The sequence below is a fragment of the Stenotrophomonas maltophilia group sp. Smal17 genome (assembly GCF_030237045.1).
Taxonomy (GTDB): domain Bacteria; phylum Pseudomonadota; class Gammaproteobacteria; order Xanthomonadales; family Xanthomonadaceae; genus Stenotrophomonas; species Stenotrophomonas forensis.
In genome coordinates this window covers 14,326-34,685 of the sequence record NZ_JASJSU010000037.1, presented here as the reverse complement: position 1 = coordinate 34,685, position 20,360 = coordinate 14,326, and the positions used below count along the sequence as shown (strand labels likewise).

The 20,360-nt window shown below is 68.4% G+C and carries 14 protein-coding genes; 11 read left to right on the top strand and 3 right to left on the bottom strand.

Features of this window, described 5'->3' with window-relative positions:
- Nucleotides 1–176: 176 nt before the first annotated feature.
- From bcsE to bcsZ, 9 genes are read left to right on the top strand one after another with little or no spacing between them, the layout of a single operon-like run.
- Nucleotides 177–1,715 carry a cellulose biosynthesis protein BcsE gene (bcsE, locus tag QRO93_RS11810; RefSeq protein ID WP_180878763.1) on the top strand — a complete coding sequence of 513 codons (1,539 nt, stop codon included), beginning with the start codon at nucleotides 177–179 and terminating at the stop codon, nucleotides 1,713–1,715.
- Nucleotides 1,712–1,891: a cellulose biosynthesis protein BcsF gene (gene bcsF / locus QRO93_RS11805; protein WP_180878762.1), complete on the top strand. Its 180-nt coding sequence runs from the start codon at nucleotides 1,712–1,714 to the stop codon at nucleotides 1,889–1,891. The genes bcsE and bcsF overlap by 4 nt, the downstream gene beginning before the upstream one ends.
- The gene (gene bcsG / locus QRO93_RS11800; RefSeq protein WP_040008938.1) at nucleotides 1,888–3,519 is read left to right on the top strand and encodes a cellulose biosynthesis protein BcsG; all 1,632 of its coding nucleotides are present in this window, start codon (nucleotides 1,888–1,890) and stop codon (nucleotides 3,517–3,519) included. Before bcsF ends, bcsG begins: the two co-directional genes overlap by 4 nt.
- Nucleotides 3,519–3,698 carry a cellulose biosynthesis protein BcsR gene (gene bcsR / locus QRO93_RS11795; protein WP_040008936.1) on the top strand — a complete coding sequence of 60 codons (180 nt, stop codon included), beginning with the start codon at nucleotides 3,519–3,521 and terminating at the stop codon, nucleotides 3,696–3,698. Before bcsG ends, bcsR begins: the two co-directional genes overlap by 1 nt.
- A complete protein-coding gene (gene bcsQ, locus QRO93_RS11790) occupies nucleotides 3,695–4,450 on the top strand; it encodes a cellulose biosynthesis protein BcsQ (protein ID WP_180878761.1) in 756 nt (251 codons plus the stop codon). Before bcsR ends, bcsQ begins: the two co-directional genes overlap by 4 nt.
- On the top strand, nucleotides 4,450–7,074 hold the full coding sequence (gene bcsA, locus QRO93_RS11785; protein WP_180878760.1) for a UDP-forming cellulose synthase catalytic subunit: 2,625 nt from the start codon (nucleotides 4,450–4,452) through the stop codon (nucleotides 7,072–7,074). The genes bcsQ and bcsA overlap by 1 nt, the downstream gene beginning before the upstream one ends.
- Nucleotides 7,071–9,440, top strand: a complete 2,370-nt coding sequence (gene bcsB / locus QRO93_RS11780) for a cellulose biosynthesis cyclic di-GMP-binding regulatory protein BcsB (protein WP_180878759.1) — start codon at nucleotides 7,071–7,073, stop codon at nucleotides 9,438–9,440. Before bcsA ends, bcsB begins: the two co-directional genes overlap by 4 nt.
- Entirely contained in the window at nucleotides 9,440–13,021 is a 3,582-nt protein-coding gene (gene bcsC / locus QRO93_RS11775; protein ID WP_180878758.1) for a cellulose synthase complex outer membrane protein BcsC, read from the top strand. Before bcsB ends, bcsC begins: the two co-directional genes overlap by 1 nt.
- On the top strand, nucleotides 13,005–14,147 hold the full coding sequence (gene bcsZ, locus QRO93_RS11770; protein WP_180878757.1) for a cellulose synthase complex periplasmic endoglucanase BcsZ: 1,143 nt from the start codon (nucleotides 13,005–13,007) through the stop codon (nucleotides 14,145–14,147). Before bcsC ends, bcsZ begins: the two co-directional genes overlap by 17 nt.
- 39 nt (nucleotides 14,148–14,186) lie before the next feature.
- On the opposite strand, the gene QRO93_RS11765 is transcribed toward bcsZ, so the two are convergent.
- From QRO93_RS11765 to ettA, 3 genes are all read right to left on the bottom strand, one after another.
- Complete coding sequence (locus tag QRO93_RS11765) at nucleotides 14,187–15,503, bottom strand: NCS2 family permease (protein WP_164087428.1); 1,317 nt, start codon at nucleotides 15,501–15,503, stop codon at nucleotides 14,187–14,189.
- A gap of 63 nt (nucleotides 15,504–15,566) precedes the next feature.
- The gene (locus QRO93_RS11760; RefSeq protein WP_164087429.1) at nucleotides 15,567–16,256 is read right to left on the bottom strand and encodes an outer membrane protein; all 690 of its coding nucleotides are present in this window, start codon (nucleotides 16,254–16,256) and stop codon (nucleotides 15,567–15,569) included.
- A 243-nt stretch (nucleotides 16,257–16,499) separates the two neighbouring features.
- The gene (ettA, locus tag QRO93_RS11755) at nucleotides 16,500–18,164 is read right to left on the bottom strand and encodes an energy-dependent translational throttle protein EttA (protein ID WP_005412220.1); all 1,665 of its coding nucleotides are present in this window, start codon (nucleotides 18,162–18,164) and stop codon (nucleotides 16,500–16,502) included.
- A 256-nt stretch (nucleotides 18,165–18,420) separates the two neighbouring features.
- Between ettA and QRO93_RS11750 the strand changes: the two genes are divergently transcribed.
- Nucleotides 18,421–18,894, top strand: a complete 474-nt coding sequence (locus QRO93_RS11750; RefSeq protein WP_008267952.1) for an RcnB family protein — start codon at nucleotides 18,421–18,423, stop codon at nucleotides 18,892–18,894.
- A gap of 173 nt (nucleotides 18,895–19,067) precedes the next feature.
- Entirely contained in the window at nucleotides 19,068–20,321 is a 1,254-nt protein-coding gene (glyA, locus tag QRO93_RS11745; RefSeq protein WP_053509807.1) for a serine hydroxymethyltransferase, read from the top strand.
- Nucleotides 20,322–20,360 lie beyond the last annotated feature (39 nt).

The window sequence follows — 20,360 nt, the reverse complement described above, 5'->3', positions numbered from 1 at the left end:
GCCTGTTCCGCAGGCGGCGTTGACTGCGTCTTGATGCCGCAAACGTGAAGATCGGAGCTATCATGACCGTACAGAAACATGAATGTGATGTGCGTCATGGAAATGACCTTCCCTTCACCGCAGCGTCTCCGCCATCGGGCCTTCCACCCGGTTGAGGGGCGTTGAAAGGACCCGGCGTGACAGCAGCCCACCTTGCCATTGCCGGATTGCCTTCGGAGTTCGTTGAGATGCGCGGGGGCGGCCTGTACTGGGTCGTCGCGGCCGGCAGTGCGCCGACCGACCTGCTCGGCGCCGGCGTGCTGTCCACCGCCGCCGCACTGCAGGACGCCGTTCTGGTGACGCTGGGCCGTGGCGCCGAGCCGATGCTGTCGCTGCTGGCGGACGATCAGGGGCCGCTGCGCCTGCGCCTGTTCCAGCGTTCCCACCACGGCATGCAGCAGGCGTTGCGCGGCTTGCCGCAGGACCTGCCGCGGGTGGCGTCCGCCGCCACCGGGCTCAGCCTGGTGCAGTTTCCGGTTGCCGCGCTGGATGGCTGGGATGACACGCGCCTGGCGCGCTGGTGCGAGCGGCTGCAACGCTGGGCCGGGCAGACCGGCCAGATCGTGCTGCTGCTCTGCCATGGCGAAGTCGCCACCCTGGCACCGCGCCTGCTGCCCTTGAACCGCGCCTGCGCCGGCGTGGCCCAGCTGCACCCGCATCGCGGCGCCCTGCAGCTGCTGCTGCACTACTGGTCGAACAGCCATGGCGTGGTCGCGCAGCGTTCTTTTGCCGTGCTGCAGGAAGGGACGGGCCTGCGCCACGTGGCCGAGGCCGATACTGCTGACGAGGCTGCCAGCCTTGCCAGCGGAAGTGATCGCGACGTCTTCCTCGCCCAGGCCAACGTGCTGGAGGGCGCGCCGCCGCTGTCCGCCGCATGGCGCCTCTACGAGGGCTGGGCCGGTCTGCTCCCGGCCGCACTGCAGGCGCGCGAGGCCACGGTGGTGCTGGCCATCAACGAGAACGCCCAGGTGGACGCGCTGGCGCGGCTGCTGCACCGCCTGCGCCGCGAGCGCGGCACCGCCCTGAAACTGGTCGTGCGCGAGCTTCAGCCCTGCCTGCGTTACGCCGACGAACGCCTGCTGATGCAGTGCGGGTGCAGCCTGGTGGTGCCGGCCGACACGCCGCTGCCACGCCTGCTGACGCTGCTGGAAACGGTGCAGCGGCAGCGCTGGCAGGGCCAGCTGGCCGATGACCCGGAGCCGCTGATCCGCGCCCATCGGCCGCCGTCGTTGAGCGGCCTGGTCAATGCCGCACGTTTCCGCCAGATCGCCGCAGAACGCATCGACCAGGACGGCAGCGCGGTGGAAAGCGCAGTGCTGGCCCTGCAGCCGGTTGCCGGCCTGCGCGCCGAACAGACCCTGCAACAGCTGCGCATCCGCCGCCAGGGTGATCTTGCCTGTGTCTATCGCGGGCAGGTCCGCCTGTTCCTGTTCGGCTGTCGCCGCGATGCGGTCGAGCAGGCGCTGGGCAACCTGTTCCGCCTGCCTTGGCGCGAACTGTTTGACGGCTATCAGCGCCTTGCCGAGTACGACATCGCCGCCATGAACCCGAGCGGCAGTGATCCGGACGCCGAGCTGCTGCCCGAGGCGCCGGTTGCCTTGCCCGCAGTGGCTCCGGTGCGGGAAGCGCCTGCCGTCGTTGCCCCGAAGCCGCTGCGGCTGGGAGATACCGCATGACCACCGACCAGCAACTCTGGACCCTGATCGTCGCCTGCGCGGTCGTGATGATTCCCTTCGGGGCCATGCTGGGCACCCTGTGGCGCGGGCTGCGCCGCCGTGCCACGCGCTGGTTGCCGCCCCGCCATCTGCGCCGCGCCGGCGTACGCCAACGTGCGCCGCAGAGCGCTGCATGAGTCCGCAGAACGTTCCCGCATCTCCGTTCGCATGGGCCGACCTGCGTGGCTGGAACCTGTATTTCCTGTCCAAGGTGGTGCTGGCCTGGATGGGCGCGCTGGACCTGAAGATCCTGCCCAACCTGTTGTTCCTGGGCGCGCTGCTGGTGCCGCTGCGTTGGCGCTGGGCACGCATCGCACGCACCGTCGTGGCCGTGCCGGTGGGCGTGGCGCTCTATTACCAGGACACCTGGTGGCCACCGTTCCAGCGCCTGCTGGTGCAACCGGGCGTGCTGGATTTCTCGGCGGACTACTGGCTCGAACTGGCCCAGCGCTTCATCAACTGGCAGATGGTGGCGGTGCTCGCGCTGCTGCTGGTGGCCTACTTCCTGCTCAAACCGTGGCTGCGCATCACCACCCTGAGCGTGCTGGGCATGCTTGGCCTTGCCGTCATGGCGATACCGATGCCGGCGGGCTGGAACTGGGGGCAGGGCACTGCCACGGCGGCCAGCACAGGGACCGCTGGGGCGACGACAGGGGGACTGCCGCCGGCCAACAACGACACGCTCAATGCGTGGCTGACCAGTTTCTACCAGCAGCAGGCCAGCCTGAAGACCAGCTTCCCGGCGCCGGCCAGCGGTGCTCCGTTCGACGTCATCATCCTCAACATCTGCTCGCTGGCGTGGAGCGACCTGGATGAAGTCGGGCTGCGCCAGAACAACCTGCTCGACCACATGGACGTGGTGTTCGACGATTTCAATTCGGCCACCGCCTACAGCGGCCCGGCAGCGATCCGCCTGCTGCGCGCCAGCTGTGGCCAGACCTCGCATACCAAGCTGTTCGACCCGGTGCCTGCCGAGTGCCAGCTGTTCTCGAACCTGCAGCGGCTGGGCTTCCAGAGCGAGCTGGCGATGAACCACGATGGCCACTTCGACGACTTCATCGGCGAGCTGCACCAGTACGGTGGGCTGCAGGCACAGCCGATGGATATCAGCGCCTTCCCGAAGGCGTTGGTGGCGTTCGACAAGTCGCCACTGCGCCGCGATGGCGACGTGCTGATGGCCTGGTGGAAACAACGGCTGGCCGAAGCCCCGCAGCAGGTGGCGCTGTTCTACAACACGATCTCGCTGCATGACGGCAATCGCATCGTCGGTGCCGATGGTCGTTCCAACGCGGCCGACTACAAGGCGCGCGCGGAAATGGTGCTGGGTGACATGGCCGGTTTTGTCGATGCGGTGGAAAAGAGCGGCCGGCGCGCGATGATCGTGGTGGTCCCCGAACATGGCGCCGCGCTGCACGGTGACCGCATGCAGATTCCGGGCATGCGCGAGATTCCCAGCCCGTCGATCACCCACGTGCCGGTGGGCGTCAAGCTGGTCGGGATGGGCGCACCGGCGGCCGGTGGCCCGCGCCACATCCCCGAGCCAAGCAGCTACCTGGCCGTGTCCGAGCTGGTCTCGCGCGTCTACGCACTCAACGCGCAGTCGCCGCCGAGCGAGCGCAACTGGGACAGCCTGCTCAAGGGCCTGCCGCAGACGCCCTCGGTGTCGGAGAACGAAGGCGCCAAGGTCATCGACTACGGCGGCAAACCCTGGCTGCAGTTGCAGGGCAGCCAGACCTGGAGCCCCTACCCGGAGGATGCGCGCTGATGCCTGCCGACATTCTTGCCGTGCCTGCCACCCTGTCCGTGGAAGAGGACGACATCGATCTGCTGCGCCGCAGCCTGGACATGCCGGAGCTGCCCTACGTGGATTTCTCGGCCCAGCATGAACGTGCCCAGGCGCTGGCGCGCTGGCCGTTGCTGGCGGAACTGGAGCGGCGCGGATGAGCAACCTGTTGTCCCTGCAGGGCGTCCACGGCGGTACCGGCGTGACCACGGTGCTGGCCGCGCTGGGGCAAGGCCTGCATGCCCAGGGCCAGCGCGTGCTGCTGGTGGAATGCAGTCCCGACCAGATGCTCGGCCTGCATCTGGGCCTGCCCGCCGATGTCGAAGGTGGCTGGGCGCGTGCACAGCTGGACGGCAGCGACTGGCGCGATGCCGCCTATGCCATCGCGCCCGGCTTGGCCGTGCTGCCCTATGGCCGGGTGGATGCCGGGGGCGCGATGCAGATCGAGCAGCAGCTGCGCCAGGCGCCTTCGACCTGGGCCGATCGCCTGCCGCTGCTGCAGGCCCAGTTCGACTGGGTGCTGTTCGATCTGCCGCAGCGCCTGCCGGCACATGCGGCAGCCATCAACCAGCACGCGCGCTGCACCCTGCCGCTGCGCCTGGCCTGCGTCGATCCGGTCAGTCATGTGTTCCTGCAACGGCAGCCGGATGACGAGCGCCTGGTGCTGGCCAACCGCTACGACCCGGCCGTTCCGGTGCAGCGCGATCTGATGCAGCTGTGGCTGCACACCCATGCCAGGCGGCTGGTGCCGCAGCCGTTGCATGAGGATGCGCGGGTGCCGGCCGCACTCGCCAGCAAGCAACCGCTGGGGCGTTACGCGGCGAACTCGCTGGCCGCGGCCGACGTCGATGGCCTGGTGCTGTGGTGCCTGGCTGAAGCGGCGCGGCGGCAGCACCGCGAAGGCGGCCCCTGATGGGCGCCCGGGTCTACTACCTGGGCTGGGGGCGCCTGCGCGAGCGGGTGCATGCGTCCTGGCCGACGCGGGCGCTGCTGTGGTTGCTGCAATGGACCGGGTGGGCCTTCCTGCGCCTGGAGGGACCGGCCTGGCAGTCGATCGCGCCGCGCCTGCGCAACGCCTTCCCGCAGATCCAGGGTGACCGTCGCTGGCGTCCGGGTGATCCGCTGCGCCTGCTGATCCAGGCCGCCTGGCTGTCACTGGTGCGGCTGGTGCCGAAGGCGTCGAAGCGGCGGCAGCGCCTGGCCGAAGCCAACCGCCAGCGGATTGCCGAGCTTCGCGGCGCCGCAGGCCGAGGCCGCCTGCGCTATCTGCGGGCGATGAGCGATGCGCCCAGCGAATTCTGGAACAGCCGTTTCGCAGGCTGGTTCGGGCAGCGCGTCCGCGCCCTGTCGCCGCGCTCGCGGCATCTGCTGACGCTGCTGATCGGCTTGATCACGCTCGGGCTGGCGGCGCTGTGCATCACCCAACCGTTCACCTACGTCGCGCAGTTCGTGTTCGTGTTGCTGCTGTGGGTCATCGCCCTGCTGGTGCGGCGCATGCAGGGCCGCTACGCCACGCTGGTGCTGGTGGTGCTGTCGATCACCGTCTCCTGCCGCTACCTGTGGTGGCGCTACACCGCCACCCTGAACTGGAACAGCACCTTCGACCTGATCTGCGGCGTGATCCTGCTGGCTGCGGAAACCTACTCCTGGCTGGTGCTGATGCTGGGCTACGTGCAGGTCGCCTGGCCGTTGCGCAGGCGACCTGCGCCGCTGCCGGCCGACGTACGGCAATGGCCGACGGTGGACGTGCTGATTCCCACCTACAACGAAGACCTGACGCTGGTACGGCATACCGTATACGCCGCGATGGGCCTGGACTGGCCTGCGGACAAACTGCGCATCCACATCCTGGATGACGGCAAGCGCGAGGAGTTCCGTGCCTTCGCCGAGCGCGCCGGGGTGAACTACATCACCCGTACCGACAACCGCCACGCCAAGGCCGGCAATCTCAACCATGCGCTTACCCTGATCGATGGCGAGCTGGTGGCGATCTTCGACAGTGACCATCTGCCGGTGCGCTCGTTCCTGCAGATCACCTGTGGCTGGTTCCTGCGTGACCCGAAGCTGGCGCTGGTGCAGACCCCGCATCACTTCTTCTCCGCCGACCCGTTCGAGCGCAACCTGCAGGTGTTCCGCAGCGATCCCAACGAGGGCGAGCTGTTCTACGGGCTGGTGCAGGACGGCAACGATCTGTGGAACGCGGCCTTCTTCTGTGGCTCCTGCGCGGTGCTGCGGCGCGAGGCCATCGATGCGATCGGCGGCTTTGCCACCGAGACCGTCACCGAAGATGCGCATACCGCCCTGCGCCTGCACCGCAAGGGCTGGAATTCGGCTTACCTGCGCATCCCGCAGGCGGCCGGGCTGGCCACCGACAGCCTCGGCGCGCACGTCAACCAGCGCATCCGCTGGGCGCGCGGCATGGTGCAGATCTTCCGCATCGACAACCCATTGCTGGGCAAGGGGCTGAGCCTGTTCCAGCGCTTCTGCTATGCCAACGCCATGCTGCATTTCCTTGCCGGCATCCCGCGGCTGGTGTTCCTGACCGCGCCGCTGGCGTTCCTGCTGCTGCACGTCTACATCATCTACGCGCCGGCGCTGGCCATCCTGCTGTTCGTGGTGCCGCACATGGCCCATGCCAGCCTCACCAATGCCCGCATCCAGGGCAAGTACCGCCGCCCGTTCTGGGGTGAGGTGTATGAGACCGTGCTGGCCTGGTACATCGCGCGTCCCACCACGGTGGCACTGTTCAGCCCGGGGCGCGGCAAGTTCAACGTCACCGACAAGGGCGGCACCCAGGCCGGTGACCGCTTCGACTGGCGGGTGGCGCGGCCCTATCTGGTGCTGGCACTGCTGAACGTGCTGGGCCTGTGCTTTGCGGTGTGGCGGTTCATGCACGGGCCGGCCGATGAACGCGGCACGGTGGTCGTCAGCTCGCTGTGGGTGCTGTACAACCTGCTGATCATCGGCGGAGCGCTGGCCGTGGCCGCCGAAGTGCAGCAGGTGCGGCGCACCCATCGCGTCACCACCCGCCTGCCGATGGCGCTGGAGATTCCCGATGGCCGGCGCCTGCGTGGCGTGCTGCAGGACTACTCCAACGATGGCGTTGGCGTCGAGCTGGGCGAAGATGCCCAGCTCGCCGAAGGCCAGCAGGTACAGGTGCTGCTGGGGCGTGGCCGGCGTGAATTCGCTTTCCCGGCGCGCGTGCAGCGCACCGTCGGCCACCGCTTGGGCCTGCTGCTGCTGTTCGAGGACGAGCGCCAGCGCGTGGAGTTCGCCCAGTGCACGTTCGCACGCGCGGACGCGTGGCTGGACTGGCATGCCGGCTATCAACCCAAGAGCCTGCCGCGCAGCCTGTGGAGCGTGCTGGTCCTGGGCTGGCGCGGTTACCGCCGGATGGGCGATTTCACTCCGTTCGACCTCGACCGCCCGGCACACTGGAATCGTCGCCTGCTGCGATGGCTCGCCAGCTTTGCCCCGCAACGTCCGCTTCCTTCCCACCCGGCTGACCCAGCCGCTGATCCAGGGCTTCGTCCATGAGCATTCCGTCTTCTCTGCGCTGGCTGCTGTTGCCCCTGCTGGCCCTGCCGGTGGCATCCGGCAACAGCGCACCTGCGCCGGTTCCGGTGCCGCCGCCCGCACCGGCGAATGCCCCGCCGGTGGCAGCGCCGCCTGCGCTGCCCGCGACCTCGGCCACCCCCGCGGTTCCGGCCGAGGCAGCGGCGCTGACCCAGACCTGGGCCGGCAGCGCCTGGCCCTGGCAGCGGCAGAGCACGTTCGCCCAGCTGGGGCGCCGCCAGGACACCCTGCTGTCCGGCGTGCGCAACGCCACCACGTTCGAGTTCCAGGTTCGCCGCGACCGCCTGGTGCGCGATGCGGAGCTGGACCTGAGCTTCACGCCTTCGCCGTCGTTGCTGCCGACCCTGTCGCATCTGCGGGTCTACCTCAACGACGCGATGATGGGCGTGGTGCCGATCAGCAACGATCAGCTGGGCCGCCCGGTGCAGGCCAAGCTGCCGCTGGACGCGCGGCTGATCGCCGACTTCAACCAGGTGCGGCTGGAGTTCGTCGGCCACTACACCGACATCTGCGAAGAACCCACGCACAGTTCGCTGTGGGTCAACCTGTCCAGCAACAGCACCCTGCGCCTGGGCGGGCAGCCGCTGGCGATGCAGGACGACCTGGCGAACTTTCCGCTGCCGTTCTTCGATCCGCGCGACACCGCGCGGCTCGAACTGCCGGTGGTGTTCGCCGGTACCCCGAGCCTGGCACAGCAGCGCGCGGCGGCGGTGATGTCGTCGTACTTCGGCAGCCTCGCCGGCTGGTGGCGGCAGGCGCGGTTCCCGGTGAGCTTCGGCGCGCTGCCCGAGAAGGGCCACGCAGTGGTGCTGGCCGTGAACGGGAAATTCCCCGCGGTGATCGGCAACCACGCGCCGGTGAAGGGCCCGGTGATCGAGTTGATGGCACTGCCGGACGACCCGCAACGCAAGCTGCTGCTGGTGCTGGGCCGCAACGATGACGACCTGCAGAAGGCAGTGGCCGCGATGGCGGCCGGCAACGCGCTGTTCCGCGGGCGCCAGGTCAGCATTGACGAGATCAAGCCACTGGCCCCGCGCAAGCCGTACGACGCCCCGAACTGGGTGCGCACCGACCGCGCCGTGCGCCTGGCCGAACTGCTGGACTATCCGCAGCAGCTGCATGCCAACGGCGTGTCGCCGCAGCCGATCACGGTCAACCTCAACCTGCCGCCGGATCTGTTCATCTGGCGCAACCAGGGCATTCCGCTGAACCTGCGCTACCGCTACACGCCGCCCTTCGGCAGCGACGAGTCGCGGCTGGGCGTTGCGATCAACGATCAGTTCATTTCCAGCTTCCCGCTGGTGCGGCGCACCGGCAAGCAGGGCCTGGAAGAGATCCGTCTGCCGGTGCTGGCCGGTGACGCCGGTGCCGACGATGGCCGCCTGCTGATTCCTGCACTCAAGCTGGGTGACCGCAACCAGCTGCGCTTCGACTTCAACTTCGCCAGCGTGATGGGCAGCGCGCAGCGCGATCATTGCCAGACCGTGCTGCCACCGAACCTGCAGGCGGCGATCGAGGAAGATTCAACCATCGACTTCTCTGGCTTCCATCACTACATGGGCCTGCCGGACCTGTCTGCATTCGCCCTGAGCGGTTTCCCGTTCACCCGCATGGCCGACCTGTCCGAGACCGCCGTGCTGGTGCCGCCCGCTGCCAGCGAGGCGCAGGTCAGCCTGCTGCTGAACCTGGTGGGCGGCCTGGGCGTGCAGACCGGCTACCCCGCCTACGGCCTGCGCCTGTCCGATGACTGGAAGCAGGCCAGCGCACTGGATGCGGACCTGCTGATGCTGGGCGCCTTGCCGGCCGAGCTGCGCGGCAGCCAGCAGCTTTCGCTGCTGATCGATGACCAGCGCACGCGGCTGCTGAACGGCCAGTCGCCTTCGCCGCAGCAGGCGATGGAGCAGGCACGACGTGGCAGCCGTGATGGCGACCCTGCGGTGACCGAGGTTGCGGTGACCGCGCAGGCACCCTTTGCCGCGATCATCGGTATGCAGTCGCCGCATCATGCCCAGCGCAGCATCGTCTCGCTGGCCGCCAGCAATGCCGCGGACTATGGCCTGCTCGACGACGCGCTCAGCGATACCGGCAAGCGCGAGGCGATTGCCGGCTCGGTGGCGATCCTGCGCACATCCGGCATCCACAGCCAGTTCGTGGGTGAGCACTACTACGTTGGCGCGCTGCCGTGGTGGCTGCTGCTGTGGTACCACCTGGCCGACCATCCCGCATTGCTGGCGGTGCTGGCCACGCTGGTGGTGCTGATGTTCGCCTTCCTGCTGTGGCGCACGCTGCGCTGGGTGGCGGCCAAGCGCCTGGATCCGGGGCACTGATGGCGCGCACGCGGCACCCGCTGGTGACGGCGTCGGGGCTGGTCCTGCTGGGACTGGCCGGTGCCGGCCCGTGCGCGGCGCAGGCGTTGCCGGCCACACCGGGTGGCACGGTGGCCGAGCAACGCCAGTGGCTGCTGCAGCAGGTGCGCATCGGCGAGGCCACCGGCCGCCAGAGCCTGATCGAAGACGCGTTGGCGCGGCTGCGGATGCTGGCACCGGATGATCGCGGCACGCTGGTGGCGATCCTGGAAGTGCAGTTGTCGCAGCAGAAGCTGGACGATGCCGAAGCCACGCTGGCACGGCTGCGCCAGATCGGCGCAGGCAGCCGCGAGCTGGCGGCGGGCGAACGCCTGTGGCAGGCCTATCGCGGCGACCTGCAGCAGGAACTGCAGCAGGCCCGCCTGTTCGCCGCCGGTGGTCGCAGCGAGGAAGCACTGGCGATCTACCGCCGCCTGTTCAACGACGATCCGCCGGGCCTGCAGCTGGGCCTGGAATACTGGCGGCTTCGCGGTACCCAGGCCGAAGGCCGTGCACCGGCGATCCGTGCGCTCACCGAGCTCGATCGCAGCTACCCGGGCAATGTTACCCTGCTGCAGGCACTGTCGCAGCTGCTGTTCGCCGCCGGCCGCGACAGCGAGGCACTGGCGGCACTGCAGCGCATGGGGCGCAATCCGGAAGCACGCGGCATGGCCGCCGACGCCGAATGGGCCTATCTGAAGGACCAGCCGGCCGACGAGCGCAGCGTGCGCCGCCTGCAGGACTTCATCACCCGCAATCCCACATTTACCGACATCGCACTGGTGCGCGAGCGCTACGCGGACCAGCACAAGCGGGTGAGTGATCCGGCCTGGCGTGCCGGGCTGCGCGGCCAGCAACTACTGGACGCGGGCCGCAATGAAGACGCCGAGCGCGCCTTCCTGCAGGCGCTGCGAGGATATCCGCGCGAGCCAGGCCTGCTTGGCGGGCTGGGCATGGCGTTGATGCGCCAGGGCCGCCGCGAGCAGGCCATCACCTACTTCCAGCGCGCGGTGCAGGCGACACCGGTCGGCGACAGCAATGACAAGTGGCGCGACCTGATCGCCAGCACCCGCTACTGGCTGCAGCTGGACCAGGCCGATGCCGCGCTGAAGGCGGGCCGCCTGGACGAGGCCGAGCGCCTGTACGCGCAGGCACGGCGGCAGCAGCCGCGCGACGTCAATGCCGCGCTGGGGCTGGTCGACGTCGCCGTCGCGCGCGGTGACGATGCGGCTGCCGAACGCCAGCTGCAGAGCGCGCGGCGGATCGCGCCCAACGATGCCAACGTGGTGCGCAAGCTGGTGCAGCTGTATGGCCGCACCGATCCGCAGCGGCTGGAGGCCTTCATCAACGCGCTGCCTGCCGCACAGCGCAAGCTGTATGCCGAAGACCTGCGCCAGCTGCAGATCACGCGGCTGCGCGAGCGCCGCGAGCAGGCGCTGGCCGCCGGTGACGCCGCCACCGCCATCGAACTGGGAACGCAGCTGCGCGCGGAACTGCCTGATGATGCCTGGCTGGCCTATGCCCTCGGCAACGAGCTGCGTGCGGCGGGCCGGGAGCAGGAGGCCGATGCCGTGGTGGCCGACATGGCCCGGCGCAACGGCAGTGCAGAGGCGCGCTATGCGCAGGCGCTGTACCTGTCCGGGTCCGATCGCCTGCCGCAGGCGCTGGCCGTGCTCGATGCATTGCCCCAGGCGCAGTGGGACGATGACATACGCGCGCTGTCGGCACGCCTGCACCGTCAGCAGCTGACCGACCATCTTTGGGAGCTGCGCGCGCAGGGCAGGGAGGCCGAGGCCATCGCCCTGCTGCTGCAGCAACCGCCCAGCACCGACAACGACATGCTGCTGGCCGAGTGGGCCCGCCTGCGCGGTGATCACGCGCAGGCTCTGCACTACTACCAGCGCGTGCTGGCCGCGCAGCCGGACAACGTCGATGCGCAGCTGGGCCGGATCCAGGCCTGGATCGGCAGCGGCGACCTGGCCAGCGCACGCCGCCAGATGCAGGATGCACCGCCCCAGGTTGCCGATGAGGCGACGGGGCAGCAGCGCCAGCTCGCCACCATCTGGACCGACCTGCGCGAGGACGCGAAGGCGCTTGCGATCCTGCGTGCGCTGCTGGCACGCAGGACCGCGCCCGATGCACAGTCCTGGCGCGACGCGGCACGGCTGGTCCGCCGTGACGATCCGCAGCAGGCGTTGGACATGTACGCGCAGGCGATGGCTGACAATGGGCTGCTGGCACCGGCACAGGCAGCACCGCGCGACAACCGCGCGCTGACGCTGGCCAGCCGCGAGACCGCAGGCGACGACTGGCTGCGTCGCAGCCTGCGCAGTGATGTCGAAACCCTGTACCAGCAGGAGAATCCCACCCTGACCGTGATGCAGGATACGGGGCGCCGCAGCGATGGCACGCCGGGCATCTCGCGGCTGTCGCGTGATACCCGCATCGCGCACCTCGACGCGCCGTTCGCCGGCGGGCTGGGCTGGGCGCGCATCGAGCAGGTGCAGTTCGATGCCGGTCGCTTCCAAACTAATGCCAACGGCGCCTACGACGAAGACTTCGGCAGCTGCGATCTGGACCTGATCCAGGCCGACGGCACGCGCCTGCGTGCACCGGGCTGCACCCGGTTCGTGCATCAGCAACGCACGTCCGGTGCCGGCTTCGCCGTCGGTTGGCGCACGCTGGACGATCGCTGGAATTTCGATATCGGCCACACGCCGTCCAACTATGCGGTCGGCAACTGGCTCGGCGGCCTTACCTTCAATGGAGACCTGGGCCGTTTCGGCTGGGGAGCCACCGTATCGCGGCGGCCGATGACCAATTCGCTGCTGTCGCAGGCCGGTGCATACGATCCGCGCAGCGGCATCCGCTGGGGCGGTGTCACCGCCAATGGCCTGACCTTCAGCCTGGGCTACGACCAGGGCGGCCGCAATGGCGTCTGGTCGAACTGGAGCTGGCATCGCCTGACCGGCGAGAACGTGGTGGACAACACGCGCGCCCGTGCGATGGTTGGCTGGTACCACAAGCTGATCCAGCGCACCGACATGCGCCTGGATGTCGGTACCACCGCGATGTACTGGCGTTACCAGAAGGACCTGGGCGGCTACTCGCTGGGCCAGGGCGGCTATTACAGCCCGCAGCGCTACGCATCGCTGAGCCTGCCGGTCAGCTTCGCCTGGCGCAACGACAACTGGTCGGTACGCCTGGACGGATCGGTCAGCGTGTCCAGTGCGCGGACGTCCTCGATCAGCCGTTACCCGGATCAGGCACTGATCGAACGCGTGATCGCGCAGCTGGAACCGCAGTACGGCCCGCTGACACTGGACCAGGCGGGCCTGTACACCGGCGACAGCAAGAGCACCGGCACCGGCTACCGCCTGTACGGTGCGGTGGAGCGCCGGCTGGGTGACCACTTCGTACTCGGCGCCGCCGGTACCCTGCAGCGCAGCCGCGACTTCTCGCCGAACTCGTTCCAGCTCTACCTGCGCTATACCTTCAAACCCTGGCAGGGCAACCTGCCGTTGCCGGTCTCTCCGTTGGTGCCCTATGGCGAATTCCGCTGACCTGCACCGCCGGCGCCTGCTGCAGGCGGCCGTGGCCCTGCCGTTGCTCGGCTGGGGTGCCGCGCAGGCGCAACCGGCGCCACCGGCATCGCGCTGGCCGGCGTGGCAGGTGCTGCTCGACAGCAGCCTGAGCCGCGACGGGCGCATGATCGATCGCAGCCAGGACGATCAGCGCAGCACCTCCGAAGGGCAGTCCTATGCACTGTTCTTTGCGCTGGTGGCCAACGACCAGGCCCTGTTCGATCGCATCCTGGCCTGGACGCAGGACAACCTGGCCGGCGGTGACATGCGCCAGCACCTGCCGGCCTGGTTGTGGGGACGGGATGCCAAGGGGGGCTGGCAGGTACTGGACAGCAACCCTGCCTCTGACTCGGATCTGTGGCTGGCCTATGCGCTGCTGGAAGGTGCGCGCCTGTGGCGGCGTCCGGCGTTGCAGGCTATCGCCGAAGGCATGCTGCAGCAGGTGCGCGCGCGCGAGATCGTGCAGTTGCCGGAACTGGGGCCGATGCTGCTGCCCGGCCCGCAGGGCTTCGTCGAAGGCGATGCGACCCGGATCAATCCCAGCTATCTGCCGTTGCCACTGCTGCGACGGTTTGCATCGGTTGACCGCAAGGGACCGTGGCCGGCATTGGCGGCAAACACGGTGCGGATGCTGCAGCAGAGCAGCCCGCACGGTTTCGCGCCGGACTGGACGGCCTGGCAGGCCGGCGGTTTCGTGGCCGACCCGGTGAAGGGGGCGGTCGGCAGCTACGATGCGATCCGCTGCTACGCGTGGGCCGGCATGACCGCGCCGCGCGATCCGCTGTTCCGGCCGCAGCTGGCTGCGTTGTCCGGCCCGCTGCAGCGCCTGCGCAGCGGCGCTGCCATGTGGGAAAAGATCGACACCCGCAGCGGGCAGGGGCAGGGCGAAGGCAACTACGGCTTCCGCGCGGCGTTGCTGCCGTATCTGCTGGCCCAGGGAGAAAACGAGCGCGCCCGTGCACTGCAGGCCAGCCTGCCCAGCGCCGAGCAGCAGCGCGCCGATGCCCCGGCCTACTACTCGCAGATGCTCAGCCTGTTCGGGCTGGGCTGGGCCGAAGGGCGCTGGCGCTTCAACGCCGACGGCAGGCTGCAGCCGCGCTGGTGAACCGCGCGCACTGCAGCGCCGGGTGCATGCCGGCCCCGCTTACTCCAGCGCGTAGCGCAGGGTGAACAGCACCGCCACCAGCCACACCGCCGGGTGCACTTCGCGCCAGCGGCCGGTGCCCGCCTTCAGCGCGGCGTAGGCGATGAAACCAAACGCCAGGCCGTTGGCAATCGAGTAGGTGAACGGCATCGCCAGCGCACACAGCGCGGCGGGTACCGATTCGGTCAGGTCGCTCCAGTCCACTTCCACCAGTTCGCGCAGCATCAATCCGGCCACGAACAGCAGCGCCGGCGCAGTGGCATAGCTGGGCACCATCGCCGCCAGCGGCGAGAAGAGCAGGGCGGCCAGGAACAACGCCGACACCACCAGCGCTGTCAGGCCGGTACGGCCGCCCACCTGCACGCCCGAGGCGCTTTCGGCGAAGGCGGTGGTGCTGCTGGTGCCGAGCATCGAACCGGCGACGATCGCCGTGCTGTCGGCCAGCAGTGCGCGACCGAAACGCTTCTGTGCGCCCGGCAGCTTCAGCAGGCCGGCGCGGCCGACCACGCCATACAACGTGCCGGTGGCATCGAACACTTCCACCAGCACGAACACCAGCACCACCTGCAGCAGCACCGCGATCGGCGCGCCGCCGTCGTGGTGCAGCAGGCCCGGCAGGTCCAGCTGCAGGAAGGTCGGGGCCAGGCTCGGTGGCAGCGACACCAGGCCCTGATACTGCACATCACCCAGTGCCCAGCCTGCGGCCGTCACCGCCAGGATGCCGATCAGGATCGCGCCACGGATGCGGCGTGCTTCCAGCACCGCGATCAGCAGGAAGCCGGCCAGTGCCAGCAGCGGCGGCGCGGTGTTCAACGGGCCCAGCGCCACCAGCGTGTCTTCATTGCCGACGATCACGCCGGATTTCTGCAGCGCGATGATCGCCAGGAACAGGCCGATGCCGGCCACGATCGCCGAACGCAGTGATGCCGGAATGCCCGACACCAGCCACGCGCGCACGCCGGTCAGCGACAGCACCAGGAACACCAGGCCGGAGATGAACACCGCACCCAGCGCCTGCTGCCACGGCAGGCCGGCAGCGCCGACCACGGTGAAGGCAAAGAACGCGTTCAGGCCCATGCCCGGCGCCATGCCAACCGGGAAGTTGGCGGCCAGTGCCATCACCGCCGAACCCAGCGCGGCGGCCAGGCAGGTGGCCACGAACACTGCACCGGCATCCATGCCGGTGGTGCCGAGGATCTCGGGGTTCACGAAGACGATGTAGGACATCGTCAGGAAGGTGGTGACACCGGCCAGCAGCTCGGTGCGCACGGTGGTGCCGTGCTGCTGCAGCTGGAACAGGCGTTCGAACAGGGGCATCGCAGATCTCTCATGCCTGCGCGCCCTGCCGCCCGAAGGTGCCGCAGGTGCGTCGTCAGGCGGTTAGAAGTGGTAGTTCAACTTCAGCGTAGCGCTGCTGTAGTCGGTATGGAAGCTGCGGCGGGCCGCGGCCGGGTAGTTGGGATCGTCGAGCGTCACCGGGCTGGAACCCAGGTGGGTGTAGCGGTACTCGGCACCGGCGGAAAGCCGGTCGTTGAAGCGGTACAGCACGCCTGCCGTGGCGTTGGCGCCGGTGGACAGGTGCGAGGCACGGGTCTCGAACTCGGCCACGCGGCAGCCGTTGGTGGCTTCCACCAGCGATTTGTCGCAGCCCAGCGTGAATGCCTGCTGGGCCACTGTCACGCCGGCGCCGAGGTAGGGCAGCCAGCGACCCATCGCTCGGCCCAGCGTCACATCGAAGGTGCCCGAACGGGTCACCGCATCCTTGCCGTAGTACGGGCTGTACCGGTGCTGCTCGCGATCCTTCCAGTCACGCGTGATGTTGCCGAACGACAGCGCGCCTTCAACGCCGACCACGATGTTGTTGTCGAACTGCCAGCGACGCCCACCCTGCACGCCGCCACTGAAGCCGCGCACGCTCTTTTCCGAGGCGCTGGCATTGCTGCGGTCCTTGCTGTGCCCCTCGCCATGCGAGGCCTGCGCACCCAGGTAGAAGCCGTCCCAGTCAGGGGTGGCGGCCGTGGCAGTGCCCGACAGCAGCAGGGCGGCCGTGGTGATGATCAGAGTTTTCATTGCGGTTTCCTACGTTGGGGGATGAAGCGGGGCGTAGGAAACCCGATGAGCGCGGGCGGAAACATACAACGAGTTGCAAAGTGCGGTGGGTGCCGGGTGCAGCAAGGCCGGTTGAGGGCGAGGCGGTCCAGCGTGGCTGGAGTCGGTGGGCCAGGGCGGCTGAAAACGACAATGCGTGGCGATAGGTCCTCTTGAATGACGAAAGGCCGCGCGAGCGCGGCCTTTCGTTTCCTGCAGGAACCGTTACTTCAGCGCCTTGAAGCGCAGGCGCTTCGGCGCAGCGTCGTCGCCCATGCGGCGGCGCTTGTCTTCTTCGTACTCGCGGTAGTTGCCCTGGAAGAACTCCACGTGCGAGTCGCCTTCGAACGCCAGGATGTGGGTCGCGATGCGATCCAGGAACCAGCGGTCATGCGAAATGACGAAGGTGTTGCCCGGGAACTCCAGCAGCGCATCTTCCAGCGCACGCAGGGTTTCGATGTCCAGGTCGTTGGACGGTTCGTCGAGCAACAGCACGTTGCCACCCTGCAGCAGGGTCTTGGCCATGTGCAGGCGGCCACGCTCACCACCGGACAGCGAACCGACCATCTTCTGCTGGTCCTGGCCCTTGAAGTTGAAGCGGCCGATGTAGGCGCGCGACTGGATCTCGATGCCGTTGATGTTGAGGATGTCCAGGCCGCCCGCGATTTCCTGGAAGACGTTGTGGTTGCCTTCCAGCGCGTCGCGGCTCTGGTCCACGTAGGACAGCTTCACGGTCGGGCCGACCACGATCTCGCCGGTATCCGGCTTTTCCTGGCCGGTGATCATCTTGAACAGGGTCGACTTACCGGCACCGTTGGGGCCGATGATGCCGACGATGGCGCCGGCCGGCACCAGGAAGCTCAGGTTGTCGAACAGCAGGCGGTCGCCGAACTTCTTGGAGACGTTCTTGAACTCCATCACCGCATTGCCCAGGCGCTCGCCCGGCGGGATGAAGATCTCATTGGTCTCGTTGCGCTTCTGGTAATCGACCGACTGCAGCTCTTCCAGGCGGGCCAGACGGGCCTTGCCCTTGGTGCGGCCGCCCTTGGCGTTCTGGCGCGACCATTCCAGTTCCTTCTGGATCGCCTTCTGGCGAGCCTTTTCCTGGTTGTCTTCCTGCTTCAGGCGCTCGTCCTTCTGGGTCAGCCAGTCGGTGTAGTTGCCCTTCCACGGGATGCCGCGGCCGCGGTCCAGTTCCAGGATCCACTCGGCGGCGTTGTCCAGGAAGTAGCGATCATGGGTGACCGCCACGACGGTGCCGGTGTAGCGCGCCAGGAACTGTTCCAGCCACTCCACCGACTCGGCGTCGAGGTGGTTGGTCGGTTCGTCGAGCAGCAGCATGTCCGGCTTCTGCAGCAGCAGGCGGCACAGCGCCACGCGGCGCTTCTCACCACCGGACAGCTTGCCGACCACGGCATCCCACGGCGGCAGGCGCAGCGCATCGGCGGCCACGTCCAGCTGGTTTTCCAGGGTGTGCGCGTCGCCGGCGGCCAGGATCGCCTCCAGGCGTTCCTGTTCCTTGGCCAGCGCGTCGAAGTCGGCGCCTTCCTCGGCATAGGCCAGGTACACCGCGTCCAGCGCGGCCTGGGCCTGCAGCACTTCGCCCACGCCTTCCTCGACCGCTTCACGCACGGTCTTGGTCGGGTCCAGTTCCGGTTCCTGCGCCAGGTAGCCGACCTTGATGCCCGGCTGCGGGCGGGCTTCGCCCTCGAAATCGGTGTCCACGCCGGCCATGATCTTCAGCACAGTGGACTTGCCGGCGCCGTTCAGGCCCAGCAGGCCGATCTTCGCGCCCGGGAAGAAGGACAGCGAGATGTCCTTGATGATCTGCCGCTTGGGCGGGACCACCTTGGACACGCGGTTCATGGTGTAGATGTATTGCGAGGACATGAGGTCTCCGTAGGCGCGGCCCTGCGCCCGGTCCGTCACGGGAACATCCCGTTGCGGCAGCGGGCACAGACTGAAAAGGTGTACTGCCAATTATAGCCGGAACCGGTTCCGGGCCGCGCCGGGCAGGGGGCGCCGGGCTGGCTATCGCCTGAATACCCGGTCACAGTCCTGAAACGGGAAGCGTTTCCAGCTGGAAACGGTTCAGATCAAGTGCGCAATATGGGCTCACCACCACCCACTCAAGCAGAGGTCTGACATGCGCATCAATCGAGTAATGGCCGGCGCCGTGGCCTCTGTGCTGGCGTTGGGTGCCGTCGCCCCGGCCTTCGCCGACAACGACCACCGCGACCGCCGTGAGTGGCGCGAAGACCGCCGCGAGTGGCGCCAGGACCGCCGCGACTGGGAGCGCGACCGCCGCGAGGCCCGCCGCGACTGGGAGCGTGACCGCCGCGACTGGCACCGCGACCACGACCGCTACTACCGCCCGGCACCGCCGCGGGTGGTCTATCGGCCGGCACCGCCGCCGCGCTATGGCAGCTACGGCTGGCGCGTCGGTTCGCCCTATCGCAACTACTACTCCGGCCCGGTCTATGTGGTGAACGACTACCCGCGCTACCACCTGCGCCGCCCGCCCTATGGCCACCACTGGATCCGCGATGACCGCGGCAACATGCTGCTGGTGGCCATCGCCACCGGCGTGATCGCCCAGTACGTGCTCAGCGGGCGCTGAGCCGGCGGTCTGGTCCACGCATGGCGTGGATCAGCCGATACGGCAGGCGAAACCATACGGGGCCGGATTCCTTCGGGGATGCCGGCCCCGTCCGTTTCGGCCCCAGCAGGCCGGTGCGGGGCTACAATCGAGGGCTGAGTCGTACCCCCTTTCCCTGCCTGCTGGAGTACCCGATGTTCCCGCGTGACGTCCGCATCGAATCCTACGATCCCGAACTGGCCAAGGCCATTGCCGCTGAGACCCAGCGCCAGGAAGACCACGTCGAGCTGATCGCCAGCGAGAACTACACCAGCCCGGCGGTGATGGAGGCCCAGGGCAGCCAGCTGACCAACAAGTACGCCGAAGGCTACCCGGGCAAGCGCTACTACGGTGGCTGCGAATACGTGGACATCGCCGAGCAGCTGGCCATCGACCGCCTCAAGCAGCTGTTCGGTGCCGACTACGCCAACGTGCAGCCGCACAGCGGCTCGCAGGCCAACCAGGCCGTGTACTTCGCCCTGCTGCAGCCGGGCGACACCATCCTCGGCATGAGCCTGGCCCACGGTGGTCACCTCACCCACGGTGCCAAGGTGAATGCTTCCGGCAAGCTGTTCAACGCCGTGCAGTACGGCGTGAACGACCAGGGCCTGATCGATTACGACGAAGTCGAGCGCCTGGCCCTGGAGCACAAGCCGAAGATGGTCGTGGCCGGCTTCTCGGCCTACTCGCAGGTGATCGACTGGGCGCGCTTCCGCGCCATCGCCGACAAGGTCGGTGCCTACCTGTTCGTCGACATGGCCCACGTGGCCGGCCTGGTCGCCGCTGGCGTCTACCCGAGCCCGCTGGAACACGCCCACGTGGTCACCTCGACCACCCACAAGACCCTGCGCGGCCCGCGCGGCGGCATCATCGTGGCCAAGGGCGCCGACGAAGACCTGGTCAAGAAGCTGCAGTCGATCGTGTTCCCGGGCATCCAGGGCGGTCCGCTGATGCACGTCATCGCCGGCAAGGCCGTGGCCTTCAAGGAAGCGCTGGAGCCGGGCTTCAAGGCCTACCAGCAGCAGGTGGTGAAGAACGCCCAGGCGATGGCCAACACGCTCATCGCACGTGGCTACAAGATCGTTTCCGGCGGCACCCAGAACCACCTGATGCTGGTCGACATGATCGGCAAGGACGTGTCCGGCAAGGACGCGGAAGCCGCGCTGGGCAAGGCCCACATCACCGTCAACAAGAACTCGGTGCCGAACGACCCGCGTTCGCCGTTCGTGACCTCGGGCCTGCGCCTGGGCACCCCGGCGGTGACCACCCGCGGTTACGTCGAACAGGATTGCGTGGACCTGGCCAACTGGATCGCCGACGTGCTCGATGCTCCGGCCGATGAAGCGGTCATCGCCCGCGTGCGCGACGCCGTCAGCGCGCAGTGCCGCAAGTACCCGGTCTACGGCTGATCGGTCCCGTGGGGTCGGAACCCTTCCCGCGGGAAGGGC